This window comes from Salinicola sp. V024 (assembly GCF_052645315.1).
Map to the genome: position 1 here is coordinate 442,779 of NZ_JBQXYB010000001.1, position 23,117 is coordinate 465,895.

Annotated in this window: 21 protein-coding genes; 6 read left to right on the plus strand and 15 right to left on the minus strand. The window is 61.1% G+C overall.

Annotation, left to right across the window (positions count from 1 at the left end; translation table 11 throughout):
- Nucleotides 1-147: 147 nt before the first annotated feature.
- Nucleotides 148-774 (plus strand): hypothetical protein, encoded by a 627-nt coding sequence (locus ACUN9V_RS02025; protein WP_245392235.1) that lies wholly within the window; start codon nucleotides 148-150, stop codon nucleotides 772-774.
- 28 nt (nucleotides 775-802) lie between these two features.
- Here ACUN9V_RS02025 and ACUN9V_RS02030 read toward each other — a convergent pair whose 3' ends face one another.
- The 4 genes from ACUN9V_RS02030 to ACUN9V_RS02045 all read right to left on the minus strand — a co-directional run bounded on the left by ACUN9V_RS02030 (nucleotide 803) and on the right by ACUN9V_RS02045 (nucleotide 4,189).
- The gene (locus ACUN9V_RS02030) at nucleotides 803-1,390 is read right to left on the minus strand and encodes an HlyD family type I secretion periplasmic adaptor subunit (protein WP_445510168.1); all 588 of its coding nucleotides are present in this window, start codon (nucleotides 1,388-1,390) and stop codon (nucleotides 803-805) included.
- Nucleotides 1,391-1,396: 6 nt separating this feature from the next.
- Entirely contained in the window at nucleotides 1,397-1,990 is a 594-nt protein-coding gene (locus ACUN9V_RS02035; RefSeq protein ID WP_445510169.1) for a hypothetical protein, read from the minus strand.
- Nucleotides 1,991-2,317 carry a hypothetical protein gene (locus ACUN9V_RS02040; RefSeq protein WP_445510170.1) on the minus strand — a complete coding sequence of 109 codons (327 nt, stop codon included), beginning with the start codon at nucleotides 2,315-2,317 and terminating at the stop codon, nucleotides 1,991-1,993.
- A gap of 204 nt (nucleotides 2,318-2,521) precedes the next feature.
- Nucleotides 2,522-4,189 (minus strand): peptidoglycan DD-metalloendopeptidase family protein, encoded by a 1,668-nt coding sequence (locus ACUN9V_RS02045; RefSeq protein WP_445510171.1) that lies wholly within the window; start codon nucleotides 4,187-4,189, stop codon nucleotides 2,522-2,524.
- A gap of 454 nt (nucleotides 4,190-4,643) precedes the next feature.
- Between ACUN9V_RS02045 and ACUN9V_RS02050 the strand changes: the two genes are divergently transcribed.
- Together ACUN9V_RS02050 and ACUN9V_RS02055 are read left to right on the plus strand one after the other, a co-directional pair.
- Nucleotides 4,644-5,582, plus strand: coding sequence for a LysR family transcriptional regulator (locus ACUN9V_RS02050; RefSeq protein WP_445510172.1), 939 nt, complete (start codon nucleotides 4,644-4,646; stop codon nucleotides 5,580-5,582).
- A gap of 78 nt (nucleotides 5,583-5,660) precedes the next feature.
- Nucleotides 5,661-6,668, plus strand: coding sequence for a glutathione S-transferase family protein (locus ACUN9V_RS02055; protein WP_445510173.1), 1,008 nt, complete (start codon nucleotides 5,661-5,663; stop codon nucleotides 6,666-6,668).
- Nucleotides 6,669-6,694: 26 nt separating this feature from the next.
- Here the strand turns inward: ACUN9V_RS02055 and ACUN9V_RS02060 are convergent, their stop codons facing one another.
- Nucleotides 6,695-7,162, minus strand: coding sequence for a YaiI/YqxD family protein (locus ACUN9V_RS02060; RefSeq protein WP_445510174.1), 468 nt, complete (start codon nucleotides 7,160-7,162; stop codon nucleotides 6,695-6,697).
- Nucleotides 7,163-7,651: 489 nt separating this feature from the next.
- On the opposite strand from ACUN9V_RS02060, the gene ACUN9V_RS02065 reads away from it, so the two are divergent.
- Together ACUN9V_RS02065 and ACUN9V_RS02070 are read left to right on the plus strand one after the other, a co-directional pair.
- The gene (locus ACUN9V_RS02065) at nucleotides 7,652-9,373 is read left to right on the plus strand and encodes a DEAD/DEAH box helicase (protein WP_075563497.1); all 1,722 of its coding nucleotides are present in this window, start codon (nucleotides 7,652-7,654) and stop codon (nucleotides 9,371-9,373) included.
- 336 nt (nucleotides 9,374-9,709) lie between these two features.
- The gene (locus ACUN9V_RS02070) at nucleotides 9,710-10,690 is read left to right on the plus strand and encodes a GntR family transcriptional regulator (protein ID WP_445510175.1); all 981 of its coding nucleotides are present in this window, start codon (nucleotides 9,710-9,712) and stop codon (nucleotides 10,688-10,690) included.
- Nucleotides 10,691-10,696: 6 nt separating this feature from the next.
- On the opposite strand, the gene ACUN9V_RS02075 is transcribed toward ACUN9V_RS02070, so the two are convergent.
- The 6 genes from ACUN9V_RS02075 to ACUN9V_RS02100 all read right to left on the minus strand — a co-directional run bounded on the left by ACUN9V_RS02075 (nucleotide 10,697) and on the right by ACUN9V_RS02100 (nucleotide 17,510).
- On the minus strand, nucleotides 10,697-11,614 hold the full coding sequence (locus ACUN9V_RS02075) for an NAD(P)-dependent oxidoreductase (protein ID WP_445510176.1): 918 nt from the start codon (nucleotides 11,612-11,614) through the stop codon (nucleotides 10,697-10,699).
- A gap of 45 nt (nucleotides 11,615-11,659) precedes the next feature.
- Nucleotides 11,660-13,087, minus strand: a complete 1,428-nt coding sequence (locus ACUN9V_RS02080; RefSeq protein ID WP_445510177.1) for an FAD-binding oxidoreductase — start codon at nucleotides 13,085-13,087, stop codon at nucleotides 11,660-11,662.
- 70 nt (nucleotides 13,088-13,157) lie between these two features.
- A complete protein-coding gene (locus tag ACUN9V_RS02085; RefSeq protein WP_139313691.1) occupies nucleotides 13,158-14,414 on the minus strand; it encodes a TRAP transporter large permease in 1,257 nt (418 codons plus the stop codon).
- A complete protein-coding gene (locus tag ACUN9V_RS02090) occupies nucleotides 14,411-14,899 on the minus strand; it encodes a TRAP transporter small permease (RefSeq protein WP_075563501.1) in 489 nt (162 codons plus the stop codon). The genes ACUN9V_RS02085 and ACUN9V_RS02090 overlap by 4 nt, the downstream gene beginning before the upstream one ends.
- Before the next feature lie 63 nt (nucleotides 14,900-14,962).
- Complete coding sequence (locus ACUN9V_RS02095) at nucleotides 14,963-16,060, minus strand: TRAP transporter substrate-binding protein (protein WP_445510178.1); 1,098 nt, start codon at nucleotides 16,058-16,060, stop codon at nucleotides 14,963-14,965.
- Nucleotides 16,061-16,211: 151 nt separating this feature from the next.
- The gene (locus ACUN9V_RS02100) at nucleotides 16,212-17,510 is read right to left on the minus strand and encodes an L-fuconate dehydratase (RefSeq protein WP_445510179.1); all 1,299 of its coding nucleotides are present in this window, start codon (nucleotides 17,508-17,510) and stop codon (nucleotides 16,212-16,214) included.
- 271 nt (nucleotides 17,511-17,781) lie between these two features.
- On the opposite strand from ACUN9V_RS02100, the gene ACUN9V_RS02105 reads away from it, so the two are divergent.
- Nucleotides 17,782-18,711 carry a LysR substrate-binding domain-containing protein gene (locus ACUN9V_RS02105; RefSeq protein WP_075563512.1) on the plus strand — a complete coding sequence of 310 codons (930 nt, stop codon included), beginning with the start codon at nucleotides 17,782-17,784 and terminating at the stop codon, nucleotides 18,709-18,711.
- A gap of 75 nt (nucleotides 18,712-18,786) precedes the next feature.
- Here the strand turns inward: ACUN9V_RS02105 and ACUN9V_RS02110 are convergent, their stop codons facing one another.
- From ACUN9V_RS02110 to ACUN9V_RS02125, 4 genes are read right to left on the minus strand one after another with little or no spacing between them, the layout of a single operon-like run.
- Nucleotides 18,787-19,968, minus strand: a complete 1,182-nt coding sequence (locus ACUN9V_RS02110) for a fumarylacetoacetate hydrolase family protein (RefSeq protein WP_445510180.1) — start codon at nucleotides 19,966-19,968, stop codon at nucleotides 18,787-18,789.
- A 47-nt stretch (nucleotides 19,969-20,015) separates the two neighbouring features.
- Nucleotides 20,016-21,071, minus strand: a complete 1,056-nt coding sequence (locus ACUN9V_RS02115; protein ID WP_439284725.1) for an Ldh family oxidoreductase — start codon at nucleotides 21,069-21,071, stop codon at nucleotides 20,016-20,018.
- Complete coding sequence (locus tag ACUN9V_RS02120; protein ID WP_110658206.1) at nucleotides 21,068-22,609, minus strand: tripartite tricarboxylate transporter permease; 1,542 nt, start codon at nucleotides 22,607-22,609, stop codon at nucleotides 21,068-21,070. Before ACUN9V_RS02120 ends, ACUN9V_RS02115 begins: the two co-directional genes overlap by 4 nt.
- Nucleotides 22,610-22,623: 14 nt before the next feature.
- Nucleotides 22,624-23,097 (minus strand): tripartite tricarboxylate transporter TctB family protein, encoded by a 474-nt coding sequence (locus ACUN9V_RS02125; RefSeq protein WP_075563507.1) that lies wholly within the window; start codon nucleotides 23,095-23,097, stop codon nucleotides 22,624-22,626.
- Nucleotides 23,098-23,117 lie beyond the last annotated feature (20 nt).

The following is a 23,117-nucleotide window of genomic DNA, read 5'->3' on the forward strand; positions in this document are numbered from 1 at the left end:
CTCTCTTGCGACTAAAACCCTATAGTGATGGATTCAAACGCTCGTTAGATTGCTAGCACGATTGATTATTAGCACGATCCCCCAGGAGAGATGTCGATGCGACAGCAATGCCAGTGGTCCCCGTGCAGCCGTTTTCGACTGATGTTAATGCTCATGATACTGGCCGTGGCGTCCAGCGGCGTTCTCGGTGCGGCTACCGCGATGGCGCAAGCGCCGGACTCTTCCCTCTTTTCCCTCATGCAGCGGTGGGGCAATGTCGAATACCAGATGCAGGGCGATGCCCAGTTACGCGCTTTCGAAGATCTTGCCGGCGAAGTCGACATGCTGGCCAGGAGCGAACCGGAGAATTCCCATATATTGACGGCCCGGGGCGTGATTCTGGCCTCGTACGCCAAGGCCAAGGGCGGCCTCGGCGCCCTGGATCTGGCCAAGCAGGCACGCACGGCACTGGAGAAGGCGATCGCCATCGACCCGCAGGGCGAAGACGGTTCGGCCTACGTGACGCTGGGCGCGCTCTATCAGCACGCGCCGGGCTGGCCGATCGCCTTCGGTGATGACGACAAGGCCCGGCAACTGCTCGAGCGCGCGGTATCGATTCGGCCTGCCGGTATCGATACCAACTTCTACTACGCCCAGTTTCTCGAGGATCAGGGTAAGGACGACGACGCCTTGACCTACGCCCAGCGCGCCGTCGATGGCCAGTCGCGGGCTGGTCGGCCTTCCGACGAGGCGCTGCGGAAAGAAGCTCGAAACTGGTTGGCCGAGCGCCGCTGAGCGTCGTGCCCGCTCTGACCGGGAACTATCAATACAGGTTGGCCTTGAGCAGCGGCTTGAGCAGATAGTCCAGCACGCTGCGTTCGCCGGTCTGGATGTCGACCTGAGCGATCATGCCGGGAATGATCGGCAGATTCTCGCCGTTGTGGGTCAACGAGCCGCTGTCGGTCCGGATATAGACCTTGTAGTAGGACTCCGTGCCGCGCGGCGTTTCCTCTTCGATGGTATCGGCACTGATTTGATCGACGGTGCCCTCGAGATCCCCGTAGATCGTGTAATCGTAGGCCGTGATCTTGACGCTGGTGAACATGCCCGGCGCCAGGAAGGCGACATCACTCGGCTTGATCTTGGCCTCGATCAGCAACTGATCCTCCATCGGGATCACCTCCATGATCGTCTCGCCCGGCGGTACCACGCCGCCCCGGGTGGTGTAGTTGATGGCGTTGACCCGGCCATGTACCGGCGAATGCAGCTCGGTGCGCTGGTACTGGTCCTGACGCTGTACCAGCACCTGCTCTAGCGAGGAGAGTTCGCCTTTCTTGTCGGTCAGCTCGGTATAGGCGTCCTGCACGTAGCTGTTCTGGATTTCGGCGCGTTTACCCCGTAGCGACGCCATGTCCTGCTACAGCTGCAGCGCCTCCATCTCGCTCACCGCCTTGCGCTTGACCAGCGGCTGGATCAGATTCAAGCGACGCTGCGCCATCTGGATTTCATGGTCCAGCGATTCAGTGGCCTCACGCAGCTTTTCACGCCGCGCGTGAAACAGCTCGCGCTCGGACTGGGCCAGCGAGCTCTGCGCATCGACGCTCTCCGGGAACGTGATGCTGTCCTGTTCCAGCACTTCGGCCTGCAGTCTGGCGATGGCCGCCCTCAGTGCCTGGACCTGATTCTGCGTTTCCTGATAGGCGCTGCGAAAGCGGGTGCCGCTGAGCTGGACCAGCAACTGGTCCTTGTCGACGATATCGCCTTCACGAACCTTGAGGTCTTCGATGATGCCGCCCTCGAGACTCTGGATCGACTGGATCCGGCTGACCGGAATCACGCGGCCCTCGCCATGGGTCACCACGGCGATGTGGGCCCAGGCGGCCCAGCCGATGAAGCTGAGCAGGCAGATCAATACGGCCCATACCACCGGGCGGGCAAGGGGATGGCGCAGATTGGCGCGTGGGTCGCCCAGTTGACGCTGCAGTTCCTGATCGCTGAGTGTGGTGGCCATCTAGCGTCCCTCCCTGGGTTTGGAACCAAGGTTGGAGCTGGCGCCCTGGTTGCCGGTGGCGGCGACACGGTTGCCCTTGACGACCTGATCGAGATTGCCCTGCATCGCCAGCTTGCCCTCGCGCAGGACGATGGCGCGATCAGTCAGCTCGAGCAGCGGCTTCTTGTGGGTCGAGACGATCAGCGTGCGGCCTTTCATCCATCGCTTGAGGAATTCCACCGCGCGCTTCTCGTTGGTCTGGTCGAAGGCGGCGGTGGGTTCGTCCAGCAGCACGATGCGGGGATCCTGCAGCACCAGGCGCGCCAGGCCGATGGCCTGACGCACCACGAAAGGCCTATGGTTTCCATGGAATGCTCTTGGATGACTGATGAAAGAAGTAGAGAAGTAGAGAAGTAGAGAAGTAGAGAAGTAGAGAGGGGGGAGCGTCGATCTATTGACGCATCCGGGCATTACCTCCCTGGCGTCGGATCGGCATCCGACTTCCAGGGAGTGAATTTCCAGCGGTGACTCAGGCGCTGCAGCGGACTACGACTAGATGTTGTCGTCGCTCACCGGCTTGCCCGAGACATCGACTTGGGCAATGGCTGGCTCGTTGGCGCTGTCCTGGTCCAGTTTTGCCAGCAGGTTTTCCGATTCGCGTTTGAATGCTGCCAGGGCATCGCCTCGCAGTCGCTGGGATTCCGGCAGCTTAACGCGCATGGGATCGACCTGATGGTTATTGACCATGACTTCGTAGTGCAGGTGGGGGCCGGTAACGCGGCCAGTACTGCCCGACAGCGCGATCTCTTCCCCCATCTTGACATGCTCGCCGGGTTTGACGAGTGCCTTGCTCAGGTGCAGAAAGCGAGTTTCGTAGCCATTGTTGTGGCGAATCACGATATAACGCCCGGCGAGCGGGTGATTGACTACGCGTTCGACGACCCCGTCGGCCGGGGCGTCAATCGGCGTGCCGGAGCGCATGGCGAAATCGGTGCCCTTGTGAGGGCTGATGCGACCCGTGACGGGATGCAGGCGTCGCAGATTGAACGGCGAGCTGATGCGGTAATGGCCTTGAAAAGGATAGCGATCGAACGCCGGATCGAGGCTATTGCCATCCGGCGTATAGAAATGGTCATCGGCGCTGTTGCGAAGCACCGTCAGATCCATCCGTTCCCCTTCGTATTCGGCGGCCAGAACTTTGGAGTCCATGGAATGACCGTCGATCATGTCCGATTCCACCAGTACCCTGAACTGATCGCCCGCGCGCGCATCGCGGCGGAAATTCAGCTTCTTAGAAAGGATGTTGGTGAGCTCGGAAACTTCCGAGCTGGACAGGCCGGTCGACTGTGCCGACGAGGCAAACGAGCCGCTGACGGTGCCGGTGAACATGCGCTGAGCGGCTTCTCCCGCTTTCTCCACTGGCGAGTAGGCGAACTCTGCCGTCTCGTCGCCTCGCTTGAGCAGATAACCCTCGCGAGGATTCTTCATCACGCGAAGGGCCAGTAGCTGACCGTTCTCGTCGAGCTTGTAATCGAAGCTGTGCCCGACTTGCCATCGCGTCAGGACTTTCTTGTCCGGCACGGTGTTGAGAATCTGCATTACATCACTGTAAGCCAGACCCAGTGTTCTTTCGGCGGTGAGTGCGAAGGAGTCGCCGCTTTGAATGGTATAGCTCTGCCACTCGGGCACGTAAGTTTCCCGAGACGCGATTTCGTCACCCAGCTCCGTGTCGCCTGAGGGGTCCTGTGCGTTATCGAACGTCCAGTCTTCGTAAGAAGTGCCACCAATGCCGTCATCGTCTTCACTTTCGGCTGACGTGGCATCTTCCGACGGAAGCTGCATGGCCAGCTTCACCTCACTCGGCTGAGTCGGGGGCTTGGCAATGGGAGAAAAGGACTGGGCCTGGGAGTCATCATCGGCACGGGCTTCGGAGATGAAATCGAGATGCATCACCTCCAGCGGCTTGAGCTGAGCCAGCGGAATGCCTTTCGATAAATCACTCATCGTAAGAGAAGCGATAGCCGCTTCGCTCGAGGCGGCTGAATTGACGATCGACTGAGAAATCGTGGTCGTCGTCGCGACGGGAATCTGTGTCTGAGCGTCTTCGGTATCGCCGAAAACACCAATGATCTTTTGCGTACCCAGCACGGTGACCATGGTGGCAACCGGTAGCAATAACACTTTATGCGTGCGGGGCAGCGAATGGAAAATTCGCAACATGAAGAGATGAGCCCGGATAAAATAGGATGACAAGTTTAAATAAAGGCCGAAGAACCATACCCCAAGCTAGTGTTAATTGCCTAGTCTGTATTTATGTACAGCATCGGAGGGCGCACGGTTTGGGCATTGTGCAAAAAAATGGCTTCAGGCGAAAGTCGTAGTCAAAGAGGCGAAGCGTAAGTAGATGTAATGCACCCGTGCATACTGTTGCACCAATATGGTGCTTTGAAAAACCTTGTTTCCTGGCTAACTATTCTTTCCGTAAAACCCTTGTAAAGGTTTTTTTATTCAAGGTTAGTGGCTCGATAGCGCCAATTTAGCGTCTAACGTGACGTTGAGTAAGTCATAATGGCGGTCATGATTTCTGCTCTGGTGGCAGCAGGTCGATAACAAGACCCGTCAGCGGTCGCGGGTCATTTCGCTTGCCGGAATTTAGGGCTAAAGGGAGAAAATCGTGCCGAAAGTGACATTGCTGCAGTGGCAAATGCTGGCGGCGGTAGCGGATAGCGGTGGATTTGCCAAGGCTGCCGAAGTCGTTCACCGAAGCCCTTCGACGCTCAACCATGCCATCCACAAGATCGAGGAACAGTTGGGGGTCGTACTTTTCGAACCGAAAGGGCGTCAGGTCGTGCTCACCGAGGCGGGAAGTCTATTACTGCGTCGAGCGCGCCAACTCATCGAGAATGCGGCGTCGTTGGAGGACGTGGCGGAGCGCTTGGCCGGCGGATTGGAAGCGGAAGTCACACTGGCCGTGGATCAGGTCTTTCCGGGGGATGCTCTGGCCGATGCGTTGACGCAGTTTTCGGCCGCGTTTCCCCATGTGCGCGTCCAGCTATACGAAACCGTGCTCAACGGTGCTGTCGAAATGTTGTATGAGAGTCGGGCGGACCTGATCATATCGGGGGTCGTCGCGCAGGGGTTCCTGGGCGAGCCTATCGTCGAGGTGCCTTTTATCGCGGTGGCTCACCCGCAGCATCCACTACATCAATTGCAGCGTGAGCTCGATCTGCGCGATCTGGAACGCCATCGTCAACTGGTCGTGCGCGATTCAGCCATCCATCAGCGACTCGACGCCGGCTGGTTGAAGGCAGAACAGCGCTGGACCCTGGGTCATCTGTCGACATCGATCGATATGCTGGAACGGGGGCTGGGTTTCGCCTGGGTACCGGAAACGCGCATTCGCTCGGCGCTGGACCAGGGACGCGTCAAAGCGTTGCCGCTGCGCGCGGGCGGGGTGCGACGAGTGGCACTGCAGATATTCCATCGTGACGTCGATGGCGCGGGTCCCGCGACGCTGGCCCTGGCTCGGACGCTGAAGGCCAGCGTGACGGCGAACTGTCCACGAGATGCCGTTTCCCCGAATCTGTATTCATCGATGCCGCCGAACGAATGAGTCGAGTTATTGCGCTCGACCTCCGGCCGCGGGGGCCTATCCTGTTGTTCTCAAGACATCGAGTGGACAGGAGGCATCATGGGACTGCTTGTCGAGGGTGAATGGCGGGATCAGTGGTACGACACCAAAAGCCACGGTGGAGAGTTCGTTCGGGAGTCCGCCAGGCTGCGGGACTGGATCACGCCTTCGGGCGAGCCGGGTCCTGAGGGCCAGGCTGGGCTTACAGCAGAGGCCGGGCGCTATCATCTTTATGTATCGTTGGCCTGCCCCTGGGCGCACCGTGCGCTGATCATGCGCAAACTGAAAGGATTGGAAGCGCTGATCGGTGTCTCTCATACCAGCCCGTTGATGCTCGACCAGGGTTGGTCCTACCGCATCGATGAAGGATCGAGTGGCGACGACATCAATCATGTCGATTTCCATCACCAGCTCTATACGCTGACCGATCCTCACTACTCCGGGCGGGTGACGGTTCCGGCGCTCTGGGATCGGCAACGACGGTGTATCGTCAACAACGAGTCCGCCGACATCGTGCGCATGCTGAATTCGGCCTTCGACGAGCTGACCGGCAATCGCCGGGACTTGTACCCCGCCGATTTACGTGAGGTCATCGACGAGATCAACGCGGACGTCTACGACAACGTCAACAATGGGGTCTACAAGACCGGGTTCGCGACCGAGCAGTCGGTCTACGAGAAACACTTCGCCGCGCTGTTCGCTTGCCTCGATCGTCTGGAGGCGCGCCTCGATACGCAGCGTTATCTGGCAGGGCAATGGCTCACGGAAGCCGATATACGTCTGTTCACGACGTTGGTGCGTTTCGACCCGGTCTATCACGGGCATTTTAAATGCAATCGCCAGCGCATCGCCGACTATCCCAATCTGTGGAATTATCTACGCGAGCTGTATCAGTGGCCGGGCATTCGGGAGACAGTGGATTTCGATCACATCAAACGCCACTACTACTATAGCCACCCGACGATCAACCCGACTCGTATCGTTCCGGTGGGCCCGGCATTGGCACTGGACGAGCCCCATGATCGTCAACGGTTGCCGGGGCAGGGGATCCGCGGAACCGATCGATGAAGGGTGGGCGGTCTCGAAGCCCGTTCTCAGGAACGGGCGTGACGCTGCAGCCATCGATCCAGGGCATTGGCGAATTCGCGGCGATCCCCGTCGGTGTAGGCGTTGGGGCCTTGGGTGTGCTCGCCGCTGGCGCGCAACGTCTCCATGAAATCGCGCATCTGCACGCGTGACTTGATATTGTCGAGGGTCAGGCGCTCTCCCCGAGTGGTCATGACTTCGGCGCCGCGTTCGATCACCTCCTGCGCCAATGGCAGGTCGCTGGTGATCACCAGATCGCCGGCAGTCGCGGCTTCGACGATCGCGTTATCCGCCGCATCGAAACCCTGCGCCACCGTGCGAGACTTGACCCAGGCCGACGGCGGTAGCGGCAGCGCGTGGTTGGCCACCATCCAGGTCTGGGTGCGAGTGCGCTCGGCGGCACGAATGATGATGTCGCGGGCCACCCGGGGGCAGGCGTCGGCATCGATCCACAGCGTGGGTTTAAGTGTCGGCATGGCAAGAGGGCTCAAGGTGCTGGAATTCAAGGTACTGGAAAAAGTTACTGGAATAAGGCACTGGAACAAACAGCGTTGAAGCCAGTCTACGGCCTTCGATCGATCGCTTCATCTGTCGGATTTTTACGTTCCGGTGGTGAAACGCCTACACCAATGGTATAGTGGCACTTCCTCGCATGTGTTGACCCCACCATCCTGCCGATATGTCTGTAATCGACGCCATCGACCTGTGAATCGATGCCCAGCACCGGACGTATCTCGTACATGACGCACGGCATAGCCGTTTTTCGCGTCCGGATGCAATGATGGAGCGCCTAGATCGGTTGATAATGAGTTCAACCGGGCGCATCAAGGTCGCCACATACGCTATCGCTTCGTGACTCGCGAGACGATAAGCGCAATGCCTGGTGCGACCGGCATTCAGTGGTGATCACGCCACCGATGCCATGACATTTTCGCCGGTGCCTACCGGCCACTCCAAGGTGTGAAATGACCTCGACTGTTACTGCTTCGCCTAGCTTTGGCGATCTGGCTCTGTTGCCGGAAGTACTGACTGCCCTCGAAACCCTGGGCTATGAAATCCCGTCACCGATTCAGACGCAGACGATTCCTGCGCTTCTGGAAGGACGTGACATGCTGGGCCAGGCGCAGACCGGTACCGGCAAGACTGCAGCGTTCGCGCTGCCCCTGCTGAGCCGACTCGATCTCGGCCGGCGTGAACCGCAAGTATTGGTGCTGGCACCGACCCGTGAACTGGCGCAGCAGGTTGCCGTGTCGTTCACCAAGTACGGCCAGAATCTGAAAGGCCTGGAAGTGGCGACGCTGTGCGGCGGCCAGGACTATCGCGAGCAGCTTTCGGCGCTGAAGCGTGGCGCCCAGGTTGTCGTGGGTACGCCGGGTCGTGTCATCGATCACCTGGATCGTAAAAGTCTCAAGCTCGACGGTCTGTCGGCGCTGGTTCTCGACGAAGCCGACGAGATGCTGCGCATGGGCTTCATCGATGACGTCAAGCGCGTCGTCGCGGACACCCCGAAGAATGCTCAGCGCGTGTTCTTCTCGGCCACGCTGCCGAGCGAAATCGAGCGCATCGTCAATCGTTATCTGGTGGATCCGGTCAAGGTCACGATCGATTCCAAGATCAGTACCGGCGAGAACATCAAGCAGCGTGTGGTGCGTGTCGAAGGCCCCAGCAAGCTGGAAGCGCTGGCACGTATCCTGGAAGTCGAAGCCGTCGACGCGGCCATCGTGTTCGTGCGTACCCGTGCCGCCTGTACCACGTTGGTCGAGCAGCTCACCGCTCGTGGCGTCAACGCTGCCGGCCTGTCGGGCGACCTCGACCAGAGCCTGCGTGAACGCACCGTGACGCGTCTCAAGCGTAGCAAGGTCGACGTACTGGTCGCCACTGACGTTGCGGCTCGTGGTCTCGATGTGCCGCGGATCACGCACGTCATCAACTACGACCTGCCGCAGGATTCCGAAGCCTATATCCACCGTATCGGTCGTACCGGCCGTGCGGGCCGCGACGGTATCGCGATTACCTTCGCCGGTGGCCGTGAATCGCGCAAAGTGCGTTGGGTCGAGCAGGCGACCGGTCAGTCGATGACCGAGATGCCGCTGCCCGACGATGCAGCGATTCGTGCCCATCGCGACGACCGCTTCAGTGCGCGCCTGCGTGAAATGCTCGATGCCGGGTCGGCTCATCAGCGTGGGCTGATCGAGAAGCTGGTCGAGGAAGGTCACGATCCGATCGATCTGGCCGCAGCGCTGGCGACATTGGCGCGCGGCGGAGAAGCTCCGATCGGTCGCATCACCAACGCCCCGGCGCGTCGCGAGAATGGCCGGGATGGCGGTCGCGAAGGCGGCAATCGTGAGCGTGGCGGCCCGCGTCAGCGTGACAGCGCGCCTCGCGAAGGCATGACTCGCTATCGCGTGTCGGTTGGCCACAAGGATGGCGTCAAGCCGGGCCAACTGGTCGGCGCTCTGGCCAACGAAGGGGGAATCGAAGGCGGCCGTATCGGGCGTATCGATATCCGTAACGCCTTCTCCGTGGTCGAACTGCCGAGCGGTCTGCCGGCCTCGATTCTGACCAAGATGGCCCGAGCCCGCGTTGGCGGCCGCTCGCTGGAGATCGCGGAAGATCAGGGCTCACCCGAGCGCGCACCGCGTCGTCGTACCGACGGCGATGCACCGGTTCGTCGTTCGCAGGCCTGATTCGCGAGCCAGACCGGCCAGCGGGGCCCGCCTCGCTGACGTTCGAACGCCGTCCACCTTTGTGGGCGGCGTTTTCTTTTGTCTGGCGGTTCGATCTGTCCGCGTTCTCTGGGTCGACTCGGAAAAGCCCCGGCGCTACCTGGAGCAGGTCCGAGGTCTGCCTGTGGGATAGTCACTGTCGGACAGTGATGACGGACAGTGATGACGGACAGCCCCTGTATGTCATGGATAGTCCCTATGTCTGGCAGCCAGTGACGATCTTTGTATGCAATACTCGTTATCGCTGAATCGTGGCACGTCCCGATTTGTCCCCTACATTCGGCGGGAATGAGGTTGATGGCGAAGACGCTCAAGGATCAATTGTACGATGCGCTGTTGCGCAGCATGGCCAGCGGGCATCTGGAGCCGGGTCTGGTTCTGCTCGAGGGCAATATCGCCGATATCTTCGGCATGAGTCGTTCGCCGGTGCGCCAGACGCTGGGGCGTCTGCACGATGAGGGCGCGATCAGTCGTTTCGAAGGGCGGGGGTTCCTGGTGGGACGTGAACCTCGCGCGATCGTGCGACGTTCGTTGACCGCTGCAGACTTCCGAGCTGCCGGCGGACAGGCTTCCGTCAAACGCACCGAGTCCTGGCGCGCGTTGGCCGAGAAGGTCGAGCACGATGTCGTACTTTGTTCGATGAAAGGCCGCTTCGAGCTCAACGAACTGCAACTGGCCAAGTCGCTGGATGTCAGTCGTGCCACGACGTATCGAATCCTGTTGCAGCTGCAGTCTCTAGGCGTGGTCGAGAAGATCAAGTACAGCAGCTGGAACGTGGTGCCGCTGGACGATGATCGGCTCCATCAGCTCTACGAGGCTCGGCGACAGTTGGAGCCGTTCATGATCGCACATGCCTGTGAGCGCATAGCCGACAAGGAGATCGTCCGGTATCTCGAGCGACTCGATCAGGCTCAGGCCCGCTATCCCGCCGTGCAGGCAAGCCAGCTCGATGCACTGGAAAACGATCTTCATCACGAAGCGCTGGAGAGTGGCGGCAATGCCGAAATTCTGATCATGCTCCAGCGCACGCGGCCGATCCTGCTGATCAGCAAGCACTTGCTGGATGGGGAGATCGAGCTGCCGCCGGGTGATCCCTTCTTCGCGGCGCACCGGGAAGTCTTCGAGGCCATGCGGGCGCGTCGTTCCGCGCTTGCCAGCTCGGCGCTGCATCGACACCTTCAGGCGTCGGAATCGCTGGTTCAGGAGCGACTGGCCAATTTCCGGCATGCCGGTGAATTACGGACACCTAGATACCTGCGTTGGCTCGGCCAGCGCTGAACTCGGTCAATCCACCGGCATGCCATTGCGCCGACGAAGTTCCCGAATCAATCCGCTGTGATCCAGCTCGCCGTCGCCATGGCTCAGCATGTCGCCGAACAATGCATCGGCCTGACGACTGACCGGTAAATCCAGTTCCAGTCGATTCATTTCCGCGATGGCGGTCTGGGTATCCTTGTACTGCCATTTGGCGGCGCCGCCGGGGGCGAAGTCTCCCTCGAGCATGCGCTGACCGTGCATCTTGAGAATCGTCGAATCGGCGAAGCCGCCCATCAGGGCCATTCTCACCTGGGCCGGATCGGCACCGCCGCGTTCCGCCAGGAGTAGTGCTTCCGCCACAGTGGCAATGGTATTGGCCACGATCATCTGATTGGCGAGTTTGGCAAGCTGTCCGCTTCCGGCAGGACCCACGTGAGTGGGGCGGCCGAAGTTCTGCAACAGCGTCTGGCAGCTGTCGAACACCGCGGCCTCGCCGCCGGCCATGATCGCCAGGGTGCCGTCGATGGCCCCGCGTTCGCCCCCGGAAACCGGCGCATCCAGATAGCCGATTCCATGCCGGGCGGCGATGATCGCCTGATGGCGGGCGGTATCCACCGGAATCGAGCTCATCACGACCAGAATACTATCCGGCGACATCGCGGCGATGACGCCGTCGTCGCCCAGTAGAATCTCGTCGCATACCGGCCCGGCGCTCAGCATGACGATGACGACATCGGCGCCGCGTGCAGCGGCTATGGCCGAGCTGAACGCTTCGACACCGGCTTGTTGCAGAGGAATCAGCTTGTCGGGCGAGCGGTTCCAGGCTCGCACGCGATGCCCGGCCGCGGCCAGGCGACTGGCCATGGGGGCACCCATGATGCCGGTCCCGAGGACCCCCACGATGCGAGGCGTCTGTTCCGAGGGGGAGGCGTGCGAATCAGTCATGGGTGGTTCCTGAGCGAGGTGGTGCCGCGTTCGAAGTTTGGCCGCTCATTCGATCGGGCGGGGCAGAATCCGGCCGGGTGACATCAAGTATCGTGGATCGAGCAGACGCTTGAGACCTCGCATGATCTCGTATTCGGGCTCCGGCAACGTCTCCAGGAAGGCGGTCTGCTTGAAGCGCCCGATGCCATGCTCGGCACTGATGCTGCCATCGAAGTCGTCGACGATCTCGAATAGACGTTCTTCCAGTTCGTGCAGCAGCGCCGCACGCGCTTCGGCCTCGAGCCCGGGCGGTGGCAAGATATTGAAATGCAGGTTGCCATCGCCGATATGGCCGTAGGCGATGATCGTCGCCTGTGGACACAGCGCCTGGATCTCGTCGGAGGCGCGTTGGTGAAATGCGGTCAGCGACGAGATGGGTAGCGAGACATCCGTGCGCAGATGTTCGCCGCGATTGCGCTGACCCTCGAGCATCGCTTCGCGAATGTGCCACAGGTTGCGAGCCTGAGTATCGCTGCTGGCAAGCACGCCATCGGTCAGCATGCCAGCCTCGAATCCGCGCTCGAACAGATCCTCGATCATCGCCTCGAGATCGACCGGTCCGCTGGCCGCCGCCTCCATCAGCACATAGACCGGGGAGGGCGCTTCGAGCGGATCGCGCAGGTCGGGAGAGGCTTCCATCGCAAGTTCGAGACAGGCTCGCGGCACCAGCTCGAAGGCCGTCAGCAGATCGCAGCAACTGCGTCGAGCCAGGGCGTAGAGACCGAGCACGGCATCGATGTCCGGGCAGGCGAGCAGGGCGGTACGGCTGACCTGGGGGCGAGGAAAGAGCTTGAGCACGGCGCCCGTGACGATGCCAAGCGTCCCTTCCGCGCCGATGAACAACTGCTTCAGGTCGTAGCCGGCATTGTTCTTGTGCAGTGCCTTCATGCCGTTGTAGATGCGCCCGTCCGGCAGCACCACCTCGAGCCCCAGCACCAGCTGACGCATCATGCCGTAGCGCAGTACGTTGAGGCCGCCGGCGTTGGTCGAGACATTGCCGCCGATCTGACAGCTTCCCTGGGCACCAAGCGATAGTGGGAAATCGCAGTCGGCCGCTTCGGCGGCGTCCTTGATCGACTGCAGCACGCAGCCACCGTCGACGCTCATGGAGAAGTTGATGGGATCGACCTGGCGCACCGACGCCATTCGCTCGAGACTGACAACCAGTTCCGGATAGTCGGCGTCGGGTAGCGCCCCGCCCACCAGACCGCTGTGACCGCCCTGGGGGACCAGCGGAATGTCATGACGATGACAGTAGCTCACCACCTCGGCGACCTGACGTGTCGTCGTCGGCCGTGCCACCGCCAGCGGCTCGGCGCCGCGATAGCCCGGCCAGTCGACGCGATAGCGCTCCATGTCGCCGCTCTCGGTCAGCAAGCCGCCCTTGCCCAACAGCGCCGACAGGTCGTCGAACAGCGCTTCACGCGTGATCATGCATCACCTCTCGAAACGTCATCAAAAAGCGCTTCATCGAAACACTCGATGTCATCGAAATCTCCTCGCCTCAGCGATACCACAGCACGATCTGCGGGAAGAGCAGGAACAGCACCAGCAGCGCGATCAGCGTGAAATAGAACGGCAGCAGGCTCTTGACCAGGCTCTCCATACCGACCTTGCCCACGCCGCAGCCGACATAAAGTACCGTCCCGACGGGGGGCGTGATCAGCCCGATCCCCAGCACGAACGACATCAGCACACCGAAATAGACCGGATCGATGCCCAGTTTGACCACGACCGGGGTCATCAGCGGGGCCAGAATCACCATCGCCGGGGTCAGGTCCATGAAGAAACCCACGACCAGCAGAAATGCGGTCAGTATCAGCAACAGCAGCAGCCGGTTCTCAGTGATGGTCGACAGGCTCACCACTAGCTGTTGCGGAATCATGTTGGCCGTCAGCAGCCAGGCCAGCACGCTCGCGAAAGCCAGCAGCAGCATCACGACGCCGGTGAGTTTGCCGGTGGCGATGCAGAGTTCGAAGAAGCGCTTCAGCGTCAGGCTACGGTAGATGAAGAACGACACCGCGAAGGCGTAGACCAGCGCGATCGCCGCGCTTTCGGTCGGTGTGAACACGCCCGACAGAATGCCGCCGACGATGATCACTGGCAGCAGCAGGGCCAGCAGCGATTCCTTCAGTGCGGCAAACAGTTCCGGCACCGAAAACGGCTGGCCGCGGCCGTTCTTGCGCGACTGTACGTAGGTGGTGATCGCCAGCCCCAGCGTGATCAGGATGCCGGGCACGATACCCGCCATGAACAGCTGCGAGATCGAGGTATTGGTCACCACGCCGAACAGAATCATCGGGATCGACGGCGGGATGATGATGCCGACCACCGAGGCGGCGACCACGATGGCGGTTGCCAGCGGCGCGCTATAACGGTGCTGCTTCATCGGTTCGATCATCATGCTGCCCACGGCCGAGGCATCGGCCACGGCGGAGCCGCTGATGCCGCCGAAGAACATCGAGGTCAACACCGCAACCTGGCCCAGGCCGCCGGCGACGAACCCGACCAGGGCGCTGGCGAGACGCACCAGCCGTGTGGCGATACCTCCGGCACTCATCACCTCGCCCACCAGAATGAACAGCGGGATCGCCAGCAGCGGGAAGGAATCCAGACCGTTGACCGCCTGAGAGACGATCGGCGACAGCGAGTAGCCGGATTCAAAGAAGATAAACAGGCTGATGGCCGCCAGACCGAACGAGATCGGCATGCCAATGACGATACAGACCGCCAGCCCTATCAGAATGCTCCACAGGATCATGGCGTCTTGCTCCGAAATAGGCCAACCAGGGCAATGGTGTTGGCGATCATGGTCAGAATCGCCATTACCGGCATGGCGCTATAGAGGAAAGTCTGCGGAATGCCCAGCATCGGGGTGGCGCTGGTGTAGCCTGAGATGACTTCGTTGAACCCGAGCAGGATGCAGATGCAGACGATGTAGATGATGGCGATGCTCAGCAGCACGGCAGCCTTGCGCAGCCCGGCAGGGGCCTTGTCGCGGAAGAAGGTGACTGCCACGTGTTCGTTGCCGAGACTGCCGACGCCGGCGCCCAGCAGCACCAGCCAGATGAACAGTACCCGGGACAGCTCTTCGGCCCAGGTATAGGAATAGTTGAGAACGAAACGGCCAAAGACGTTGGCCGTGACGCAAAAGACGACGCCCAGCACGAGAAGCCCGGCAGCGATTTCCAGCGTTTGACGCAGCCAGCCCAGGAGACCCCGGGTAGCAGGGGAGTCGGCACTCATCATGACCTCCGTCATCACACAAGGTTCGCCGCCAGCGCCCATGCGCCGGCGGCGAAGCGACACTTACTTCGAGTCGACCTTCGACTCGGCGCGGATGCGGTCGATCAAGTCGCCGCCGATCTTTTCACGCCAGTCGTCGTAGACCGGGGCCAGATCCTTCTGGAAGACGGCGACCTGTTCCGGCGTCAGCTCGGTGATCTTCATGCCGTCATCCTTCAGTTCCTGCTTGATCTGATCGTTCATGACGCGGCTGACGTGGCGCTCGTAGTCGCCCATCTGCTTGGCGGCATCACGCAGCAGCTGCTGATAACTCTCCGGCAGCCGCTTCCAGGTGCGCTCGGAGACCAGCGTAATGAACGGCGTGTAGACGTGGTTCGTCTCGGTGGCGTACGGCTGCACCTCGTTGAACTTGGAGGACTCGATGGTGATCCACGGGTTTTCCTGGCCGTCGACTACGCCCTGCTCCAGCGCGGTGAACAGCTCGGCGAACGACATCGGTGTCGGGTTGGCCCCGAGCGTACGCCAGATATCCAGATGGATCGGATTCTGCATGGTGCGGACTTTCAGGCCATCGAGATCGGCGGGTGAGGTCACGGCATGTTCGCTGTTGGTCAGCTGGCGATAACCGTTTTCTGACCAGCCGATAGCCACCAGCCCTTTGGTCGAAGCGTCCTTGAGCATCTGCTGACCGATATCGCCATCGAGCACCTTGTCGGCGATCTCGGGCGTCGGGAACAGGAACGGCAGATCGAACACCGCGAACTGCGGGAACATGCTGACCATGGGTGAAGTGGAAGGCGCCGTCATGTCCAGCGTACCGGCCTGCAGTGCGCTGACCGACTGGAGATCGTCGCCAAGCTGGGCACTGTGGAATGTCTGGACCTTGATATGGTTGTCGCTGCGCTGCTCGACGATCTTCTTGAAATACTCCAGACCACGATACTGGGCACTGGACTGCGTCAAACCGATGTTGAACTTGATGTTGTAGTCGTTGCCATCGCCTTTGACGACATCACCGGTGACGTCCGGTAACGGAGGCATCTCGGTGGCAGCCACCGCCGACAGGCTGGTCAAGCTCAACACCGCGGCTGCCATCAGCGTTGTCAGCGAGGAACGAGCGCGGGGGCGCGTACTGCGATGGGAAGGTGTGATTGTTGTCATCTTCAACTCCAGAGCGTGAATGGCGTGAAAAGCCTGTATGGCCTGCGAAAGGGCGCTGCCGTTTGTCGGCGGCGCCCCAATGCTCGGGGTGGCGGCGTGAGCGGCACCAAGGGTCGATCTTCAGGCGCCCGTGCCAGCAGTGCCTGAACCGCTATTGCCAGGCACTACCGCCGGGAAACTGGTGTGCGCTCAGCGATTCCGGCTTCATGGTGACGCCGTAGCCCGGGGCCTCCGGAACGAGATAGTGTCCGCGGCGCATCTGTACCGGATCGACGAAGTGCTCATGCAGATGGTCGACGTACTCGAGCAGCCGGCCTTCCAGCGAGCCGGAAACGGCGATGTAGTCGAACATCGAGATATGCTGGGTGTATTCGCACAGGCCGACGCCGCCGCCGTGCGGGCAAACCGGGATGTCATACTTGGCGGCCAGCAGTAACACAACGATCACTTCGTTGAGACCGCCTAGACGGGCGGCATCGAGCTGGCAGAAGTCGATCGCATCGGCCTGAAACAGCTGCTTGAACATCACCCGGTTATGGCAGTGCTCGCCAGTGGCCACGCCAATCGGGGCCAGGCGATGACGAATCTCGGCATGTCCCAGGATGTCGTCGGGGCTGGTCGGCTCCTCGATCCAGTGGGGGCGAAATTCGGCCAATCGGCGCATGTTGACGATCGCCTCGTCGACATCCCACATCTGGTTGGCGTCCATCATCAGCAAGCGCTCCTCGCCGATCTCCTCGCGCAGAATGCGGGCACGTCGGCGGTCCTCCTCGATATCGCCACCGACTTTCTGCTTGAAGTGTTCCCAGCCCCCGGCGATGGCCTCGCGGCAGAGCGCGCGCATCTTCTCTTCGGAGTAGCCCAGCCAGCCGGCGGATGTGGTATAGGCGGGATAGCCGTGCTCGCGGATCGCGGCTTCGCGCTCGGCCTTGCCCGCTTCACGACCCTTGAGCAGGCCGATCGCTTCCTCCGGCGTCAACGCATCGGTGACGAAACGGAAGTCGAGACAGCGCACCAGTTCCTCGGGGCTCATGTCGGCCAGCAGCTTCCATACCGGCTTGCCTTCGCACTTGGCCCATAGATCCCAGACGGCATTGATCATCGCGGCACTGGCCAGGTGAATGACGCCTTTTTCCGGCCCCAGCCAGCGCAGTTGGCTATCGCCGCTGGTCAGTTCGCGCCAGTAGGCGCCCATGTCGGCGGTGATATCCGATAGCGAGCGCCCTTCCAGGCGAGAAGACAGAGATTCGACGGCCGCCACGCAGATCTCGTTGCCGCGACCGATGGTGAAGGTCAGGCCATGGCCGGTGACGTCATCGCCGGCGTCGGTATGCAGGATGACGTAGGTGGCCGAATAGTCCGGGGCAGCGTTCATCGCGTCCGAGCCGTCTAGCTCGCGGGAGGTCGGGAAGCGAATATCTTGAACCTCGACCCGCTGGATCTTGGGCATACTGAGAATATTCCTTGAAAATCATTACCGAATTGTAGAAAAAACATAACGATCTGTTGGCGAATTAGTTAACGATAATACGTCCCGTATTGTTCGCTGATTTTCTCGTGATTCGGGATGAGTTCGCCGTTTTATCGCCAGCAATCGACGTCTTTTTTCTGATATATCGCTAGCGTAATTGGCGGTATAGTCCGGTGGCTAATCTTTTTTTATGTTACCCCGATAACCGGGGGTTATTATTTTAGACTAAAGCCTTATGCGGGTGATCGCGATGTCCGACGATAGTCGTATACACGTCAAGGGTTGGATGCGTATCAAGCATCTGGTGCTGCTGGTAACGCTGGATGAAAGTCGAAATCTCCACGCCACGTCGCGCCACATGAATATGAGCCAGCCCGCGGCCAGCAAGATGCTCAAGGATATCGAGACGTTCTTCGGCATGACGCTTTTCTATCGGCTGCCCCGCAGCATGGAGATCACCGATTCGGGGCGCCTGTTGGTGCGCTATGCCCGCAGTATTCTCAACGATACCGACCGCCTGATCGACGAGCTGGTATCGATGCGGGAAGGGGGATACGGCAAGTTGGTCATCGGCGCGGTACCGGGGGCAGCGCCGCTGCTGTTGCCCAAGGCGATCAACACGATCAAGTCACGGCGGCCGCAACTGGCGGTGAGTCTGTTCGAGAACTCCAGTGATCGGCTGCTGGCAGACCTGGAATACAAGCGCCTGGATGTGGTGATCGGTCGCGTGACGGAAAACGCTCAGCACCAGCTATTCGATTTTCTGCCGCTGCAGGCGGAACCGGTCTCGATCGTGGTGAGAGCCGGTCATCCACTCTGTGAACGTTCGCCGGGGCTTAGCGAGGTCGTGCGCTGGCCATGGGTTCTGCATCCGATGAACAGCCCGATGCGAGGACTGTTCGAGATCGCGCTGGCAGAGGAGGGAATATCGACACCGCGCAACGTGGTGGAAACCACCTCGACACAGACGACGCTGCAGCTGGTCAGCTCATCGGATGCCATCGCGTTGCTGCCGACATCGGTGCTCAAGACGGCCGTCTCGGCGGGAAAGTTCACGGCGCTGCCGCTGGTGATCGGTGAGCCGTTGGGCTACTACGGCGTGTTGACCCGAAAGGAAGAGGAAATTTCCGACGTGGTCGGGGAGTTTATCGACACGTTGCTGATGCGAGACCGCTCATGAATGGCGATCACCGTCACCGCTATCATCGAAGAGCGGCGACGGTGATCTTGCTGCAGGTTTCCCGGAAGTCGCGCCTCAGCGCTGACTGAGATGGGCCAGCAGCGCGCGGATGCCGAAGGTCCAGGGGGGCAGGCGATCGCTGCGATCGACGACGTTGGTCAGCGCTCCCAGCTTGGGCGTGGCGATGGTCACGCGGTCGCCGAGATGATGGGTAAAGCCCTGACCTTCGCTGTCGCGATCCTGGATCGGCGAGAACATGGTGCCGAGAAACAGCATGAAACCGTCTGGATACTGGTGATGGGAGCCGTAGGTCTGCGCCACCAGATCCAGCGGGTCGCGGCTGATCTCGCGCATGTCGCTCTTTCCTTCCAGCACGAAGTCGTCGTCGCTGCCTTCGATGCGTAGCGATACCTGGGCACTGCGCACGTCATCGATGCCGAAGTGATCATCGAACAGACGGATGAACGGGCCGATCGAGCACGACGCGTTGTTGTCCTTGGCCTTGCCCAGCAGCAGGGCGCTGCGGCCCTCGACGTCGCGCAGATTGACGTCGTTGCCGAGCGTGGCTCCGCGGACGTGCCCCTCGGCATCTACCGCCAGCACGATCTCCGGTTCCGGATTGTTCCATTCGGAAGCCGGGTGCAATCCGACGCGGGCGCCGTGGCCGACGGCCGACAGCGGCTGCGCCTTGGAGAAGACTTCGGCGTCGGGGCCGATGCCGACTTCCATGTACTGCGACCAGCCACCGCGCGCCTGCAGTTCTGCCTTGAGCGCCATCGCCTCCTCCGAGCCGGGCTTGATTCGCGACAGATCGCCACCGATCAGCGACTGGATCTCCTGGCGCAGCTCGCCGGCGCGCTTGAGATCACCGCCCGCCTGCTCCTCGATCACCCGCTCCAGCAGGCTGACCGCGAAGGTGACGCCGCACGCCTTGATCGCCTGCACGTCGCACGGTGCCAGCAGGTAGGGCGCTCGTGGTGTATCGCCGTGACCATTGGCCAGCACCTCGTCAAGCGTGCCGATTGTGTTGCCCGGTGCCTCGCGAACCAGATAGGCGGCATCGTCGCGTTCCAGCAGATCGGCCATGGTCGAGACATGGTCGGAGAGATCGATCAGCTCGTCGCCGCGCACTGCCACCACGGCGGGGCCGGCGCGGTTGACGGTGGACTCGGCGCCATCGGCGAGCCAGGCTCTCCCGACCAGCAGCGCTCGTTCGGCATCGTCGGGAAGGCAATCATCGTGAGTGGTTGAAGCCATGAAAAAACGAACTCCTTGGGAAAAGGGAAGGGATGAACGCTGAGCGGTCAGCCGAACGGTGTCGTTCGCGCCAGGGACGAGTCTGCCACGGCTTCGCGCATGGCATCGACAACATCCGTCGGCAACGGAATACCGTTGTCGAGATAGTCTCGGCGGCGGGCCAGCCCTGCCTGGCCAGGCAGGCGAACCGGCTTTTCGGGGTCGCGCGGGCGGCTGTCGAGGCAACGTCTGGCCACGTGATCGGTCTCGTCGAGAAAGGGCTCCACGCCGCCGAAGCGTGCCGGATCGATCACCATGACCATCACCGACGCGCCCCAGCCGTCGGGTGAGTCCTTGCGACCGAAGCCCGAGAGCGCCGAGGTCAATGCCTCGACCATCAGCCCCAGTGCGAAGCCCTTGTGGCCGAACGCCAGCTCACCCAAGGGCAGGATACTCCCTTCGGGAGAGGCGAAGTAATCCTCGGGATCGTCGCTGACCTCGCCGTGGCCGGTCAGGATAGCCGGATGATCCAGCCGGTCGCCTGCGGCGCGGGTCTTGCCGACCGTGCCGTTGGTGATGGTCGACATGCTGACATCGATTAGCAGCGGCTGCTCGCGCCCGGGGATGCCGATCGCCAACGGATTGGGCGTGTACACGCGATCCAGGCCGCCGTAGGGCGCCACCGAAGCGACCGCAGGGTCCGAGGTCAGAATCAACGGAATCAGATTGGCCTCGACCAGCGGCTGCAGATACGCGGCCAGACACGCGATGTGATGCGAGCGCCTGAGACTGACCATGCCGATGCCGAACGCGCTGGCGGCCTCCCGACACTGGTCTAGGGCGCGCTGGACTAGATAGGGGCCCAGCAGGTAGTGGCCGTCGAACAGCGCCGCGACCGGGCTGTTCTGGTGAATCTCGAGCCGCGTGTGGTCGCCGCAGGCATGCCCCGCCTTGAGATCCTTGAGATAGCCGTTGGCTAGTTTCACCCCGTGGGTGTGATGCCCGAGCAGGTCACCCTCGACCAGAATGCGTGCGGTGGTTTCCGCAACCTCGGGGCTCGCGCCGTTTTCCGCGAACAGAGTGGTTAGCGTAGAGCGCAGGTTGGCGGCGTCATAACGTGTCATGAAGACCTCGGCTTGCGATAGTTTTTGCGATCATTTTCGGGAGAAGATTGCGATGGACGGCGCCAGTGGCGGAACAGCCGGATCAGCGACGGCAGTACCCAGATCAGAATGACCAGTGCGCCCAGCGCGGCACTGATGGGACGCTCGAAGAAGGCCAGCATGTCGCCATTGGATTTCAGCATCGAACTCATGAAGCTGTTTTCCAGCGTACTGCCGAGTACCAGTCCGAGAATGGCAGGTGCCATGGGGAAGTCGTTGCGTGCCAGCACGAACGCTACCATCCCGATGATCAGCATGATCCAGATATCGGTGATCGAATTGTTGATGGCGAAGGCGCCGACGATGCAGAAACTCAGGATCAACGGCATCAGCATCTTGCGTGGAGTCAGAATGAAGACCTTCGAGGCCCGAATGGCGAGATAGCCGATGGGCAGCATGATCAGGTTGGCGACGAAGAACACCGTGAACAGGGCGTAGACCTGACCGCCGCCATTCATGAAGATCGTCGGGCCGGGATTCATGCCCTTCATGTAAAGCACGCCGATCACGATGGCGGTGATGGTATCCCCGGGGATGCCGAATACCAGTGCCGGGACCCAGGCCCCGCTGATACCGGAGTTGTTGGCGGAGCTGGCATCGACGATACCCTCGATATGGCCGGTACCGTACTTCTCTTTCTCCTTGGAGCGACTCTTGCCCATCGCGTAAGCGATCCAGGCTGCGATATCTGCACCGGCACCTGGCAAGGCGCCAATCAAAGTGCCCAATGAGCTGCCGCGCAGAATGTTGCGCCAGTAGGTCCTGATATGCTTCGGCGCCATGGAGAAGACGCTATCCTTGGTCATCACCGGAACGTGGCGTGCTTCCGTCCGCGAGCCGTAGAACATCATGATCTCATTGAGCGCGAACATGCCGATCATTACCGGAATGAAATTGACTCCGGCCATCAGATCGGGCACGCCGAAGGTGAAGCGCGGCGCGCCGCTCATCATGTCGAGACCGACCGTTGACAGCAGCAGGCCCACCGTCAGCGAAAGGAACGCTTTGACCCTTGAGCCGATGGCAATGAAGATCGAGCTGCTCAGGCCGAGCAGCGCGAGCCAGAAGTATTCGAACGAGCTGAAGTTGAGCGCCATCTCCGCCAGCGAAGGCGAGACGAAAACCAGTACCAGCGTACCGAACAGGCCTCCGATGACCGAGCAGACCAGGTTGGTGCCCAGTGTTTCCCGAGCTCGGCCCTTCTGGGCGAGCCGGTAGGATTCTCCGACATAGGCCGCCGAAGCTGGCGTGCCGGGAATATTGAGATAGGTTCCGGGAATGTCACCGGCAAAGATCGCCATCGCCGACGTCGCGACGATAGCGGCAATGGCCGGGGTCGCATCCATATAGAACGTGATCGGCACCAGCAGCGCCACCGCCATGGTGGCGGTCAAGCCAGGAATGGCACCGACGAACAGCCCGAATACGGACGCCGCGACGATGACCAGCATCGTCTGGGCGTTGAACACCATTGCCAGGCCTTGTAGAAAAGCGTCCATGAGCGATCACCAGGCTAAGGTAAGATTTGAGAGAGCAGGGTGCCTTCCGGCAGCGGGATCAGCAGGTAGCGGGAGAACAGCAGATAGATCGCCGCTGCGATAACGATCGATACGATCAGAGAAAGCCACAGCTTGGCGCCACGCACCTGCATCAGGAGCAGCATGCTCAATGCCATGCATAGAGGAGCGCCCAGGAACTCGCTGGTCAGGATATAGAACACGATCAGCGCGCAGGGCAGCAGCGAGATCAACAGGCTGCGATAGTCATAGCTCGTCGTCTGGGATCGGGGACCGGCAAACGCGCTCCTGAGCCGACCGACCCGAGTCAACGCCAGCACCAGTCCGCCGATCACCATTCCCCCGCCGATCAGCGAGGGGAACAGTGAAGGCCCGAACTGCAGGGCAGGCATCGTTGGATAGGTCCGGGCGACGGCGATGACCACGCCGCCGCCGATCACGAACGCCAGTCCGAGCAGGAAGTCTCTCATGAAGTCGTCTCCCGGTCGGG

What these genes read in the sequence shown, in the direction of transcription:
- ACUN9V_RS02025 (WP_245392235.1), top strand. Translation starts at nt 148, where the DNA reads ATGCTCATGATACTGGCCGTGGCGTCCAGCGGCGTTCTCGGTGCGGCT.
- ACUN9V_RS02030 (WP_445510168.1), bottom strand. Translation starts at nt 1,390, where the DNA reads ATGGCGTCGCTACGGGGTAAACGCGCCGAAATCCAGAACAGCTACGTG.
- ACUN9V_RS02035 (WP_445510169.1), bottom strand. Translation starts at nt 1,990, where the DNA reads ATGGCCACCACACTCAGCGATCAGGAACTGCAGCGTCAACTGGGCGAC.
- ACUN9V_RS02045 (WP_445510171.1), bottom strand. Translation starts at nt 4,189, where the DNA reads ATGTTGCGAATTTTCCATTCGCTGCCCCGCACGCATAAAGTGTTATTG.
- ACUN9V_RS02055 (WP_445510173.1), top strand. Translation starts at nt 5,661, where the DNA reads ATGGGACTGCTTGTCGAGGGTGAATGGCGGGATCAGTGGTACGACACC.
- ACUN9V_RS02060 (WP_445510174.1), bottom strand. Translation starts at nt 7,162, where the DNA reads ATGCCGACACTTAAACCCACGCTGTGGATCGATGCCGACGCCTGCCCC.
- ACUN9V_RS02065 (WP_075563497.1), top strand. Translation starts at nt 7,652, where the DNA reads ATGACCTCGACTGTTACTGCTTCGCCTAGCTTTGGCGATCTGGCTCTG.
- ACUN9V_RS02070 (WP_445510175.1), top strand. Translation starts at nt 9,710, where the DNA reads ATGGCGAAGACGCTCAAGGATCAATTGTACGATGCGCTGTTGCGCAGC.
- ACUN9V_RS02075 (WP_445510176.1), bottom strand. Translation starts at nt 11,614, where the DNA reads ATGACTGATTCGCACGCCTCCCCCTCGGAACAGACGCCTCGCATCGTG.
- ACUN9V_RS02080 (WP_445510177.1), bottom strand. Translation starts at nt 13,087, where the DNA reads ATGATCACGCGTGAAGCGCTGTTCGACGACCTGTCGGCGCTGTTGGGC.
- ACUN9V_RS02085 (WP_139313691.1), bottom strand. Translation starts at nt 14,414, where the DNA reads ATGATCCTGTGGAGCATTCTGATAGGGCTGGCGGTCTGTATCGTCATT.
- ACUN9V_RS02090 (WP_075563501.1), bottom strand. Translation starts at nt 14,899, where the DNA reads ATGAGTGCCGACTCCCCTGCTACCCGGGGTCTCCTGGGCTGGCTGCGT.
- ACUN9V_RS02095 (WP_445510178.1), bottom strand. Translation starts at nt 16,060, where the DNA reads ATGACAACAATCACACCTTCCCATCGCAGTACGCGCCCCCGCGCTCGT.
- ACUN9V_RS02100 (WP_445510179.1), bottom strand. Translation starts at nt 17,510, where the DNA reads ATGCCCAAGATCCAGCGGGTCGAGGTTCAAGATATTCGCTTCCCGACC.
- ACUN9V_RS02105 (WP_075563512.1), top strand. Translation starts at nt 17,782, where the DNA reads ATGTCCGACGATAGTCGTATACACGTCAAGGGTTGGATGCGTATCAAG.
- ACUN9V_RS02110 (WP_445510180.1), bottom strand. Translation starts at nt 19,968, where the DNA reads ATGGCTTCAACCACTCACGATGATTGCCTTCCCGACGATGCCGAACGA.
- ACUN9V_RS02115 (WP_439284725.1), bottom strand. Translation starts at nt 21,071, where the DNA reads ATGACACGTTATGACGCCGCCAACCTGCGCTCTACGCTAACCACTCTG.
- ACUN9V_RS02120 (WP_110658206.1), bottom strand. Translation starts at nt 22,609, where the DNA reads ATGGACGCTTTTCTACAAGGCCTGGCAATGGTGTTCAACGCCCAGACG.
- ACUN9V_RS02125 (WP_075563507.1), bottom strand. Translation starts at nt 23,097, where the DNA reads ATGAGAGACTTCCTGCTCGGACTGGCGTTCGTGATCGGCGGCGGCGTG.